Source organism: Cupriavidus sp. GW821-FHT07C08 (assembly GCF_059419025.1).
In genome coordinates this window covers 61,778-74,312 of the sequence record NZ_JBWKQZ010000022.1, presented here as the reverse complement: position 1 = coordinate 74,312, position 12,535 = coordinate 61,778, and the positions used below count along the sequence as shown (strand labels likewise).

The window sequence follows — 12,535 nt, the reverse complement described above, 5'->3', positions numbered from 1 at the left end:
TGGCGGCCACCTGCACGCAGTTCGCACTGAAGCCCACGATCATGACCCAGCTCACCCATTTCGATACCGCCGGACAGGCCCACATGGTCGACGTCGGCGACAAGGCCAGCACCCACCGCGTCGCCGTGGCCACCGGCACCATCACCATGGAGCCCGCCACCTTCGCGCTGGTGCGCGACGGCAGCGCAAAGAAAGGCGACGTGATCGGCATCGCCCGTGTGGCGGCGATCATGGCCACCAAGCGCACCGCCGACCTGATCCCGCTTTGCCACCCGATCGGCCTGACCAAGGTGGCGGTCGAGTTCGCGCTGGACGAGGCCACCGCCACCGTCGCCTGCACCGTGCGCACCGAAACCCGCGGCCAGACCGGCGTGGAGATGGAAGCGCTGACCGGCGTGCAGGTGGCGCTGCTGACGATCTACGACATGTGCAAGGCAGTGGACCGCGGCATGGTGATCGGCAATGTGAAGTTGCTGGAAAAGCATGGGGGCAAGTCGGGGGATTGGGTGGCGGCGGGCACTACGTGATGGGCTCGGTCCATGGAAGCGGAGATGGACCGTGGCAGTTACGTCAACCGAAGCGAAGCCGAATCGACCCCCTTGGGGCTGTTCTCGAACGCTATGTCGTTGAGGTCTGTCCGTCGATGCGTGGCGGTACCGAAGACACGATTCGACTGCGTGCGATCTGCTACGTCGCACACCGGTTTTGCCGCTGTCTATACTCCAACCGGACGAATGGGTGCTCCGCCCGGTCCCGGGGACGTTGCCGCCCCGCCGCGTCGGCAACGCTGAGAAAAATAGGGGACACAATGGCAAAGGTAAGTCCCGCAGGTGCTATCAGGCGATGGATTGCCCTCGTAATCTATGCAATCGCGTTGCCGATCTTTGTCCCTGCCATGAGTCATGCGCAATCGCCAGAGAACGTAAAGCAGGCCATGGAGTCACTGAAGGCGAAGACGGCCAAATTGGGCACACCGGGGGTTAAAGGAGAAGATGCTGTTGCCGGAAAACCCGCGCCAGCGTTGTACTTTGGCGCGACCAAGATGAACAATAACTTCGCCGTGGTTGACGAAGTCAAGAAGGAACACGGCGGCACAGCAACATTGTTCGTCAAGAGTGGCGATGACTTCGTCCGTGTGACGACGAATGTGCAGAAGGATGACGGATCGAGGGCGGTTGGGACCGTTCTTGATCCCAAGGGCAAGGCCAGCGCCGCAATACGTGGCGGCGGTGCCTACTACGGTGACGCAGACATTCTCGGCAAGCCCTATATCACCGGGTATGAACCCATCCGGGATGCCGGCGGAAACGTCATCGGTATCTACTACGTGGGATACCCCAAGGCGAAGTAATCACGATAGTTGCCCAAGTGGTTCGCGTCACCTAACGGTGGCGCGTTTTTTTGCCCAATGTGACGGCCTCCATCACCATCTGCTTCTGGCGCGGCGTCACTGCCAAGTCCTGCGCCTTGCCCCAGTCCTGCGCAGCGATCGCCTCATATATCTTCCCGTCTAATTCTCTGTCAGAAAAAAACTTGCAGCGACTGGGTGGCGGGCGACACCAAGAAATGGATATGGCGATCACCCGGCTCGCGGCAAAACCAGGAAGCGCAAACAAGAAACCCGCCGAAGCGGGTTGGTGGGTCGGGCGTCGGAACGAAGTAGACGTGGGGTTGCGGCCCATATGGGTGGCCGCCTTTGGCTAAGTTCGTTCCGACTTGGGCTCAGTCTACGGGAACCGCCTTACGTCCCGTATCGGGGTAAATCGTAATGGCAAGACGCGGAAGTGCTTCAGCGTAACCGGCTTCGGGCTCGTCCACGGAAGCGCCGTCGTTCAAGCCTTGCCCATGGCTTCGCGTTGCGCCGTCAGGAACCTCTCACCTAGACTACATCGATCAAACCGACGAGGCAGGCAACCGTCCAGCCCCGCGCGATCTGGCGCCCCCACGTCCGCGCAAAGGAGATCGACCATGTTGACCCAGAAGACGAAGGACATCGTAAAGGCCACCGCACCGGTGCTGGCCGAACACGGCTACGACATCATCAAGTGCTTCTACGAACGCATGTTTGAAGCGCATCCCGAACTGAAGAACGTGTTCAACATGGCCCACCAGGAACAGGGCCAGCAGCAGCAGGCGCTAGCGCGGGCGGTCTACGCGTATGCGGAGAATATCGAGGACCCGGGCAGCCTGATGGCCGTGCTGCAGAACATTGCCAACAAGCATGCGAGTCTCGGCGTCAAACCGGAACAGTACCCGATTGTTGGGGAACACCTGCTGGCGGCCATCAAGGAAGTCCTGGGCGACGCCGCAAACGAGGAAATCATTTCGGCATGGGCGCAAGCCTACGGGAACCTGGCCGATGTACTGATGGGCATGGAGAGCGAGCTATATGAGCGTTCGTCGGAACAACCGGGTGGCTGGAAGGGGTGGCGCACCTTTGTGGTTCGCGAGAAGCGCCCCGAAAGCGACGTGATCACGTCATTCATCCTTGAGCCGGTCGATGGTGGTCCGGTGTTGAACTTCGAACCCGGCCAATACACCAGCGTCGCGATGGATGTGCCCGCGCTCGGGTTGCAGCAAATTCGCCAGTACAGCCTGTCGGACATGCCAAACGGGCGGAGCTATCGGATCTCCGTCAAACGTGAAGCTGGCGGGACGCAGCCACCGGGCTATGTCTCGAACCTGCTGCATGATCACGTCAATGTCGGGGATGAGGTCAGGCTGGCTGCGCCGTATGGAAGCTTCCATATCGATGTCAACGCCAGGACACCGATTGTCCTGATCAGCGGCGGCGTGGGGCTGACACCCATGGTCAGCATGCTTAAGCGGGCAATACAGGATCCACAGCGCCACGTGGTGTTCGTTCACGGCGCACGCAATAGTGCAGTGCACGCCATGCGCGACCGGCTGCGTGAAGCGGCCAAGGCAAACGAGAACTTCGATCTTTTTGTGTTCTATGACCAGCCACTGCTTCAGGATGTGCAGGGACGCGACTATGACTACCCAGGACTGGTCGATGTGAAGCTGATTGAGAAAGCGGTTTCCCTGCCCGATGCCGACTATTACATCTGCGGTCCGATCCCGTTTATGCGAATGCAGCATGATGCACTCAAGAACCTGGGCATCCATGAGGCACGCATTCACTACGAAGTATTTGGCCCAGACTTGTTTGCTGAATAGTTGTCCATCAGGCGCGCCCGACCCCGAAGGATGAAGCGGACTTGCGGCCGACGCATTGCGAGATTGGCTCGGGATAAGATGTCGCCAGGTATCGGCAACGAGGTCGGCTCCTGCTTGGTGCCGAGCCCGTTGAATAGTTGGACCCGCAGCCCTGCGAGCACCCCGAATTGTGACCACGGGTGGCAACACCCTGGAACACGTCTAGTAGATTTCGACGACGAGGGCTGCTGCCGATGCCATTGACTCTGGCAGGAGGCTCCATGCAAGTACTCTTTCCTCGCTGCGCCGGACTGGACGTGCACAAGGACACCATCGTGGCCTGCGTGCGCTGCGTCTCGGCGCCAGCGCACCAGGAAGTGCGCAGCTTTGACAGCACCACCGCCGGACTGCTGGCGCTGGCCGACTGGCTGGCGCTGCACGGCTGCACCCACGTGGCCATGGAAGCTACTGGCGTGTACTGGAAGCCGGTGTGGCACATCCTCGAGGGCAACTTCGAGTTGGTGCTGGCCAACGCCCAGCACATCCGCAACGTGCCCGGCCGCAAGACCGACGTCAACGACGCGATGTGGATTGCCGATCTGCTCGCCCACGGCTTGATCCGCTCCAGCTTCGTGCCACCGGCCGCCATTCAGGAACTGCGCGATTTCACCCGCACCCGCAAGCAGCTCGTGCGCGAGATCTCCCAGCACAGCTTGCGCATCCAGAAAGTGCTTGAAGACGCCAACCTTAAGCTGGGCAGCGTACTCTCGGACGTGCTGGGACACAGCGGCCGCGCCATGCTCAAGGCCATTGTCAACGGCGAGGACGATCCCGAGCGGCTTGCCGCCCTGGCCCAAGGCAACGCCCGAAAGAAGAGCGCCGAATTGCGCGAGGCGCTGCGCGGACGCATTACCGAGCACCACCGCACGATGCTCAAGCTGCACCTGGACATCATCGGCGCTCTGGAGCACACGCTGGCCGAGCTCGACGCCGTCGTGGGAAAAGCGCTGGCGCCGATCCAACAGCGCGCCCGCCTGCTGACCACGATCCCCGGGGTTAGCGACTTGACCGCCCGGGTCCTGTTGGCGGAGATCGGCGTCGACATGACGCGCTTTCCCGATGCTGGCCATCTGGTGTCCTGGGCCGGCTTGTGCCCGCGCAATGACGAGAGCGCCGGCAAGCGGCGCAGCACGCGCGTGCGCAAGAGCGGCACTTGGCTCAAGACCGCCCTGGTCACCGCCGCTTGGGCCGCGGTGCGCGTCAAGACCAGCTATTTGCGTGCTCAGTTCCTGCGCATTAAGGCCCGGCGCGGCGCCAAGAAGGCCATCCTTGCGGTGGCTGCCTCCATGCTCACGGCCGCCTACCACATGCTCCGGGATGGCGTTGAGTACGCCGACCTTGGCCCTGATTACTTCGACCGCCATCATGCCGAGAAGACCATCCGCCGCCTGCTCAAACGCCTTGCCGATCTCGGGTGTCATGTGGATCCCATAGCTCATCCTGTCTAGTGCTTCCTAGTAGCAGGAAGGCAGTGGGGAGCATTCAGGGTGCAAACAAGCACCCAGCAGTGCTTCCCATTGCCCGAAGACACCGATCGCCAGGCGCCCCGTTGCGCCGTATCACACCGTCTTACGCCACTGTCGTTCCCCGGTAATAAAGGTAACGCCGCATTTCCACGTACGCCGCGCCGGCGCCGGCGCGTGACAATTTGGTATTCAATACGATTGCGGGCCGGCGCATTTCGCGGCCGGCGTCTCTGCCCGTGGCGCGCCATGCGGTGTGTGCGGGGATGAGGTGAATACCATGAACGGGCGCATGCTCTGCCAGCTGGCCCTGGCAATGGCGGCAACGGCCGCGAGCGGCGCCGCCCTTGCCGGGCGGGCCGATTTCCACGATGCCGCTTGGCACGATAGCGACGCACGTGGCGCCTTTATCCAGACGCGCACGCGCGTCGGCGTGGGCCTCTATTTCGGGCCCGGCGTGTTCTACGGTGGCTATCCCTACGCCTACCCGGCCCCCTACTACTACCCGGCCCCGATGGTCGCCGTGCCCGCGGCGCCACAGGAGTACATCGAACAGGGCCCGAACGGCCCGGTGCCGGCCCCCGGCCCGGACAACGCCGTGCCGCAGGATCAGGGCTGGTGGTACCACTGCAACCAGCCCGAAGGCTACTACCCGTACGTGCAGTCCTGTCCCGGCGGCTGGCACCGCGTACCGGCCCAACCGCCGCCCAACTCCTGACGCGGGGTGACACCATGCATGCCCTGACCCGGGCCACGCTGGCCGTGGCCACCCTGACCCTCGGCGCCTGCGCCGTGATGCCTGCCGGCCCCAGCGTGATGGTGCTGCCGGGCACCGGCAAGAGCTTCGACCAGTTCCGCGCCGACGACTACAACTGCCGCCAGTTCGCCTTCGGGCGGGTGGGCGGTGTCTCATCCTCGCAGGCCGCCAACAATGCTGCCGTCGGCAGCGCCGTGGTCGGTACCGCGCTGGGCGCAGCGGCGGGCGCGGCCTTTAATGGCGGTTCGGGTGCGGCGGTGGGTGCAGGCGTCGGCCTGCTGACTGGCGCGGCAGTCGGCGCGGGCAATGCCCAGTACGCCGGTTACGGCACGCAGCAGCAATACGATGCCGCCTATGTCCAGTGCATGTACGCCAGCGGCAACCGGGTGCCCGCTCCCGGACGCGTCGCCGCTGCGCCACCGCCGGCACCACGGTACTACTATCCGCCGCCCCCGCCACCGGTCTATTACAGCCCGTATCCGTACTATTAGGTCAGTCCCGGGGCCACTCGGAGTACCGACGCGAACGGTCGCCAACCCATGCGCAGAATGCCTGCGGACGTTGGTCTGGTGCCAGATCGCGGCATGCCTTCGCAATCTCGGCGTATTGCGCGACTTCATCGCCAAGGTAGTACCAGCGCAGCCGTTCCATCCACTGGCGGCCTTGCGCAGGATCGCCGGTCAGCGCCAGCAGCCATGCGGTGCGCGCGATCATGGTCGGCGTGGGCAGCAGGTGGACGGCGGCGATGTGGGCGGGCAACAACTCTGCCGCATTGGCCGGCGTGATGGTGGCCTGGCCGGCAGCGTCGGCCTGCGCGTACTGGCGGAACCAGAAGCGCGGCATCGGCAAGGCATTGCGGCGGTCTTCGCTGCTGGCGTATTCGCGGGCTTCGGCGCGGCGGTAGTCTTGCCACATGGTGGCCAGCACGGCCACAGCCACCACGACAAACGCGATCGCCAGCCCCCGTGCCACTGGCATCGGCACGCGCCAACGCCCGAATCCTGACGGCTCCAGCCAACCGAGCATGAAGCAGAACGGCAGGAAGAAATAGAGGTAATGCAGCGGGTATTCGAGCATCGAATGCGCGCACAGCATCGCCAGCCAGGTGAGCACCAGCACGGTCTGCTTGCGCTCTTCGTTATCGCCGTGCCACAAGCGCACGCGAATCACGCGCCATAGCCACGCCAGCAGGATCAGGCCCACGCCGGCGGTGCCGACGATGCCCGTCTTCGCCAGCAGGTCGAGGATCGCGTTGTGGGCGTGCAGGGACATCTCCACCTTCACGCCGACTTGCTGCATCTGCTGGAATTGCGCCCAGCCGAACTCGCCCCAGCCGACGCCGAACCAGGGGTGGGAGCGGAACATTGCCAGCGCGTGGGTCCACAGCGCGCCGCGCGCGGACATCTGGTCTTCGGCTTCGAGTTGCGCGATGGTGTCGAACAGGCGCCAGTCGAAGGCTTGTCCTGCCGCGCGGATTGCGGGCTGCAGGATCAGCAGCATCGCCACCATTGCTACGGCTACGACGAGCAGACCGACTGGCCGCTGCATTGGATCCGAGTCGCGCCGCCCGCCTCGTGCCAGCCACGCCGCGACCAGTGCATAGACCGCAGCCAGGCCAACATGCAGCACGCCGGTGCGCGAGCCGGACAGCACGATGCCGCTTTCCAGCAAGGCCACGGCGGCGAGCCACATCGGGAAACGCAGGCGGCCCCGCGAGGCCAGCCACACTGATGCCACCAGCGCCAGGCCTTCAACGGTGGCCTGGTGGTTGGGTTGGTTCAGGTTGCCCCAGAGGCGGCGGTTGTTATCGTAGAAGTAGGTGGAGACGAGGCCAAAGGCACGGGGTTCGAGGTGGAAGAGCTGCACCCACTGCGTCACGACACCAAGCAGGCCAGCGATGAGGAACGCGATAGCGAGAGTGTCAGCAATCTCCAGATTGGATGCAGGCGATGCGCGGCAGTACGCCCACGATGCACACGTCACCATCGCGCCAAGAACCAGCGTGAGAACAGTAACATGGCGGCTGCCGGTGATATCAGGGTTGCCGGTGACGCTGAGTACAAGGCTGACGACGACCAGCCAGAGAAACAAAATCGAGACCCACGGAATCGAGCCGAAAGGCGATGCTGCAGACCGTCGCACTGCATAGATGGCTAGGACAGCGATCGCACCGAGCGCGCCGGTCCATTCGCCATAGAACGTCGCAAGCGGCAGTGTGTGCCGGGAGACTAGCAGCGGAATGGCGATTGCTGCGATGAGGGCGGCCGACGGGAGAGTTGTCCGGGACGGCGGCATTGAGGCGCCTGGTTAGGGGAAAGGCGCATGATAGCTTGGAGCGTAGGCAAAGAAAAAGCGCCCGAAGGCGCTTTTTCTTTAAGGAACGTACTGAAATTAGACCTTAGGCAGATACTGTGCGGCCAGAGTCGAGTTGGCCGTGTCAATTGCCCACGTCGCTGCCCCGGCGGTAAAGGTGCCGAGCAGGATGACTGTCTTACCACCCAGCGCAGGAGGAATATTCCCAGCAGCCGCCTTGTACGTAATGGTAATAGTTGCAGTTTGCGGAGTCGCGCCAGCCGCGCTTGTGCCGGCAACTGCGATCGTGGCTACCAGATTGCTGGCAAAGCCTGCAGGAAGGGGAATACCGAGGGCATCAGCACCTGCCTGCGCCGCATTCGACGCGGCACTAATGTCACCACCCGAGGCAGCCATGGCAATGGCCGTCTTTACCGCAGAGGCAAGTGTGAGACCTTCGGAAGCCTTTGCCCGAACTGTGTAATCCTGATACTGCGGAATCGCAATCGCCGCCAAAATACCAATGATCGCCACCACGATCATCAGTTCGATCAGCGTAAAGCCCTTCTGGACACGACGGCCCAGCTTCTTCAGTTGTTGTACCCGTTGCATGATTTGACCCCTCGAAGAGATTTTAGTTGAGCGTTGCACGTCTTCGGTTTCGTGACGCGGGGACTATTGAGCAGTAAGCGTGCCAGCGGCATCCCCCATCCGTAGGAGGTGAAAAGCGACAAATTTCGTCACCCGACAGGGGGATGCATGCCGTATGCGCCAAAATTTGTCACTTGCGCCCCCTACCACCGCACGAAGCGACAAAATGTGCGATCACTCACATGAGTTAGTTGGCCAAGGCACCGACGGCCGCCTTGCCGGCGCACCAATGAAAAAGGGCGGCCAGCTGGCCGCCCTTCTCGCCTGGGCGGAACCTCGTCAGGCGGTCTGTGCCGACCGGCGGCTCAGCAGCTTGCCCATAAGCACCACCAGGATCGCGCCGGCGGCGCCGAATACCAGGTGGGCGTGCGGCACGTGGACTTCGAACCAGGCGGCGTCGACCGGGTCGCTGACCAGCATTTCGCCGGCCAGGTAGCCCAGCAGCGCGGCGCCCAGCACGATGATGACCGGGAAGCGCTCCATGACCTTGAGCAGCAGCGTGCTGCCGAACACGATCAGCGGAATCGACAGGCCCAGGCCGATGATCAGCAGCATCAGCTGGCTGCCCTCGGGGCCCTTCTGCGCAGCGGCGGCCACGGCCACCACGTTGTCGAGGGACATCACCAGGTCGGCGATCAGGATGGTACGGATGGCGGCCCAGATATTGTCCTTGCCGTCGTGGCCTTCCTCGTCGTCATCGCCGGTCAGCAGCTGCACGCCGATGTAGACCAGCAGCACGGCGCCGACGATCTTCAGGTACGGCAGGCTCAGCAGCTTGACCGCGGCCACGGTCAGCACCACGCGCATGATGATGGCGGCGGCGCTGCCCCAGAAGATGGCCTTCTTCTGCTGGGCGGGCGGCAGGTTGCGCGAGGCGAGCGCGATCACCACCGCGTTGTCGCCGGACAGGACGATATTGGTCAGGATGATCGATCCCAACGCAATCCAGAATGTGGTGGAAGACAGCAACTCCACGGCAGGGCTCCTCGATTTTTTTAGGTGGCACACCCGTCATCTGACGGGGTTTCGGATGTCTCAAAATACGAACATGACTGTTTACCGCACGAACCTTTCGATTACATTTCAATCGTGTCATGTTTCGCCTAGGGGGTATCCCTGACCCCCGCTGCGCCAGAATGACAATGCCCCCGCGCGGGCGGGGGCATTGCCTGGTGCGCCATCCCCGCGCTGGCGGGAATGGCAAGGTACGTCTTACAGCATTGCCTTCAGCAGGCGGCCCATCTCCGACGGGTTCTTGGTCACCTTGATACCGCAGGCTTCCATGATTTCCAGCTTGGCCTGGGCGGTATCGGCACCGCCCGAGATCAGCGCGCCGGCGTGGCCCATGCGCTTGCCCGGAGGCGCGGTCACGCCAGCGATGAAGCCAACCACCGGCTTCTTCATGTTTTCCTTGATCCAGTAAGCCGCGTTGGCTTCGTCCGGACCACCGATCTCGCCGATCATGACCACGGCGTCCGTTTCCGGATCGTCGTTGAACATCTTCATCACGTCGATGTGCTTCAGGCCGTTGATGGGGTCGCCACCAATGCCGACAGCCGACGACTGGCCCAGGCCCAGCGCGGTCAGCTGGCCCACGGCTTCGTACGTCAGCGTGCCCGAGCGCGACACCACGCCGATGCGGCCCTTCTTGTGGATGTGGCCCGGCATGATGCCGATCTTGATTTCGTCCGGCGTGATCAGGCCCGGGCAGTTCGGTCCCAGCAGCAGGGTCTTCTTCTTCTCGCGGCGCATGCGGTCCTTGACTTCCATCATGTCGCGCACGGGGATGCCTTCGGTAATGCAGACCACCAGGTCCAGGTCGGCGTCAACGGCTTCCCAGATCGCGGCAGCGGCGCCTGCGGGCGGCACGTAGATGACCGACACGGTGGCGCCGGTCTGGGCCTTGGCGTCCTTGACGCTGGCGTAGATGGGAATGCCTTCGAAGTCTTCACCGGCCTTCTTCGGGTTCACGCCCGCGACGAAGCAGTTCTTGCCGTTGGCGTAGTCGCGGCAGCCACGGGTGTGGAACTGGCCGGTCTTGCCGGTGATGCCCTGGGTGATGACCTTGGTGTCTTTGTTGATCAGAATCGACATGCTGTAATCCTTTGCTTGGCTACGAGCGGCGCGCGCGAGGGCGCATCAAAGCGCCTGCGCACCGCCCGCGTTCGCGTATGGTTGCGTTCGTGCGACGGCTTACTTGCCAGCGGCAGCGGCCACCACCTTCTGGGCGGCTTCTTCCATCGTGTCGGCCGAGATGATGGGCAGGCCCGAGTCGGCCAGCATCTTCTTGCCGAGGTCTTCGTTGGTGCCCTTCATGCGCACGACCAGCGGCACCGTCAGGTGCACGGCCTTGGACGCGGAGATCACGCCTTCGGCGATCACGTCGCAACGCATGATGCCGCCGAAGATGTTGACCAGGATGGCCTGCACGTTCGGGTTGCTCAGCATCAGCTTGAAGGCTTCGGTCACCTTCTCGGTGGTGGCACCGCCGCCCACGTCGAGGAAGTTGGCCGGCTCGCCGCCGAACAGCTTGATGGTGTCCATGGTGGCCATGGCCAGGCCGGCGCCGTTCACCAGGCAGCCGATGTTGCCGTCCAGCGAGATGTAGGCCAGGTCGAACTTCGAGGCTTCGATTTCGTTGGCGTCTTCTTCATCCAGGTCGCGGTAGGCAACGATTTCCGGGTGACGGAACAGCGCGTTCGAGTCGAAGTTGAACTTGGCGTCCAGCGCGATGACCTTGCCGTCGCCGGTCAGGATCAGCGGGTTGATTTCAGCCAGCGAAGCGTCGGTTTCATAGAACGCCTTGTACAGGCCTTGCAGGGCCTGGCGGGCCTGCGCCACGCTCGCGTCGGGCACGCCGATCTTGCGGGCGATGTCGTCGGCTTCAGCGTCGGTCAGGCCGACCGACGGCTCGATGATCAGGGTGTGGATCTTTTCCGGGCTGTGGGCAGCGACTTCCTCGATGTCCATGCCGCCTTCGCTCGAGGCCATCAGCGCGACCTTCTGCGAAACACGGTCCACCACCAGCGAAACGTACAGTTCCTTCTTGATGTCGGCGCCTTCTTCGATCAGCAGGCGGTTGACCTTCTTGCCTTCCGGGCCGGTCTGGTGCGTGACCAGCTGCATGCCCAGGATGTTCGAGGCGTAAGTCTTGACGTCGTCGATGCTCTTGGCAACCTTCACGCCGCCGCCCTTGCCGCGGCCACCCGCATGAATCTGGGCCTTGACGACCCACACCGGGCCGCCGAGCGTTTCTGCGGCCTTCAGGGCCTCGTCAACCGAGAACGCGGGGATGCCGCGCGGAACCGGCACATTGTATTTGCGCAGGATTTCCTTGCCTTGATACTCATGGATATTCATGCGTGTTTCCTTTCGGGTAGGCGTAAAAGGTAGAAGGGAAGAATCTGAAAGAAGACGAACTCTCTCGTCAGGCTGGCCAATCCTGAGAATCAGCCGGAGGTGCCGGTCGGCCGCTCGGCCGGGACAGCGTCGTTGCCGTGGTCGCCGCGGTCGCCATTGGCCGCGGCTGGCGCCTGAGGCGCGGTTGCGACGGCAGGTGCTGCCTCGGCCCGTACCTTGGGCGTCGGCTGGTGACCATACCAGCGCGGGTAAAACTGACGAACCACCTCGCCATCGAAACGCAGGGCGTGGCAGCCGTTCAACTGATAGGGCGGCTCCGGATTCGGGTCGTCCTCGCCGTTGTCGCGGATATTGATGACTTCACCGGCAAAGGCCTGGATCGCCGTGCTGGGCAGCACGCCGGCGGCCTCGGTCAGGTGGGAGCAACCGTGCATGCCGCCCAGGCGCTCACGCACGGCCTTGCGAAAGCCCTTGCGCAGGTTCAGGCCGATCAGCTTGCGGTAAGCCGGGCCGATCGTGTCGCAATGGGACGGATACGGCACCCAGTCCGAGCAGGCCTCGGCATCCAGCACCGTCATTTCCTCATTGATCGTGACGCGCAGCCACAGGTCGTGCAGGGGCTGGCCTACCGGCCGGACGCGGTCGCCGGCCAGTTCGATGTCGCGAGGTTTGGTGTCGGTCAGGCGCACCTCGATATCCCACAAGCCGTCCTCTCTCTGGTACGCCTCGGCCGTAATGGCGCGACGGTGACGCTGGGAGCGGTTGACGGGCTGGGACAGAGGCATGGCCAGGC

The 12,535-nt window shown here is 63.3% G+C and carries 13 protein-coding genes; 6 read left to right on the top strand and 7 right to left on the bottom strand.

Translation table 11 applies throughout. The annotated features are described in order from the left end of the window. The first annotated feature begins 41 nt into the window (after positions 1-41). Positions 42-527, top strand: coding sequence for a cyclic pyranopterin monophosphate synthase MoaC (gene moaC / locus AC07UK_RS25015; RefSeq protein WP_494688218.1), 486 nt, complete (start codon positions 42-44; stop codon positions 525-527). Between the two features lie 281 nt (positions 528-808). Then, positions 809-1,351 carry a Cache 3/Cache 2 fusion domain-containing protein gene (locus AC07UK_RS25010; protein WP_436220870.1) on the top strand — a complete coding sequence of 181 codons (543 nt, stop codon included), beginning with the start codon at positions 809-811 and terminating at the stop codon, positions 1,349-1,351. Between the two features lie 31 nt (positions 1,352-1,382). On the opposite strand, the gene AC07UK_RS25005 is transcribed toward AC07UK_RS25010, so the two are convergent. Next, a complete protein-coding gene (locus tag AC07UK_RS25005; protein ID WP_494688217.1) occupies positions 1,383-1,616 on the bottom strand; it encodes a hypothetical protein in 234 nt (77 codons plus the stop codon). 352 nt (positions 1,617-1,968) lie between these two features. Here AC07UK_RS25005 and hmpA point away from each other — a divergent pair, with 352 nt between their 5' ends. The 4 genes from hmpA (at position 1,969) to AC07UK_RS24985 (ending at position 5,930) form a co-directional block, all read left to right on the top strand. Then, complete coding sequence (gene hmpA / locus AC07UK_RS25000) at positions 1,969-3,180, top strand: NO-inducible flavohemoprotein (RefSeq protein WP_494688216.1); 1,212 nt, start codon at positions 1,969-1,971, stop codon at positions 3,178-3,180. 260 nt (positions 3,181-3,440) lie between these two features. Beyond that, on the top strand, positions 3,441-4,667 hold the full coding sequence (locus tag AC07UK_RS24995) for an IS110 family RNA-guided transposase (RefSeq protein ID WP_494693893.1): 1,227 nt from the start codon (positions 3,441-3,443) through the stop codon (positions 4,665-4,667). Positions 4,668-4,962: 295 nt separating this feature from the next. Then, complete coding sequence (locus tag AC07UK_RS24990; protein WP_436220867.1) at positions 4,963-5,400, top strand: hypothetical protein; 438 nt, start codon at positions 4,963-4,965, stop codon at positions 5,398-5,400. Between the two features lie 14 nt (positions 5,401-5,414). Further along, a complete protein-coding gene (locus tag AC07UK_RS24985) occupies positions 5,415-5,930 on the top strand; it encodes a hypothetical protein (RefSeq protein WP_316153067.1) in 516 nt (171 codons plus the stop codon). A 1-nt stretch (position 5,931) separates the two neighbouring features. On the opposite strand, the gene AC07UK_RS24980 is transcribed toward AC07UK_RS24985, so the two are convergent. From AC07UK_RS24980 to AC07UK_RS24955, 6 genes are all read right to left on the bottom strand, one after another. After that, entirely contained in the window at positions 5,932-7,734 is a 1,803-nt protein-coding gene (locus tag AC07UK_RS24980) for a PglL family O-oligosaccharyltransferase (protein ID WP_494687737.1), read from the bottom strand. A gap of 96 nt (positions 7,735-7,830) precedes the next feature. Next, positions 7,831-8,343, bottom strand: a complete 513-nt coding sequence (locus AC07UK_RS24975; RefSeq protein WP_494687738.1) for a pilin — start codon at positions 8,341-8,343, stop codon at positions 7,831-7,833. A 318-nt stretch (positions 8,344-8,661) separates the two neighbouring features. After that, the gene (locus AC07UK_RS24970) at positions 8,662-9,357 is read right to left on the bottom strand and encodes a TerC family protein (RefSeq protein WP_013955624.1); all 696 of its coding nucleotides are present in this window, start codon (positions 9,355-9,357) and stop codon (positions 8,662-8,664) included. 237 nt (positions 9,358-9,594) lie between these two features. Next, positions 9,595-10,476 carry a succinate--CoA ligase subunit alpha gene (gene sucD / locus AC07UK_RS24965; protein ID WP_011614568.1) on the bottom strand — a complete coding sequence of 294 codons (882 nt, stop codon included), beginning with the start codon at positions 10,474-10,476 and terminating at the stop codon, positions 9,595-9,597. A 99-nt stretch (positions 10,477-10,575) separates the two neighbouring features. After that, positions 10,576-11,742: an ADP-forming succinate--CoA ligase subunit beta gene (gene sucC / locus AC07UK_RS24960; RefSeq protein ID WP_058698369.1), complete on the bottom strand. Its 1,167-nt coding sequence runs from the start codon at positions 11,740-11,742 to the stop codon at positions 10,576-10,578. Positions 11,743-11,831: 89 nt separating this feature from the next. Next, on the bottom strand, positions 11,832-12,527 hold the full coding sequence (locus tag AC07UK_RS24955) for a DUF2889 domain-containing protein (protein WP_436220865.1): 696 nt from the start codon (positions 12,525-12,527) through the stop codon (positions 11,832-11,834). Between the last annotated feature and the right edge of the window lie 8 nt (positions 12,528-12,535).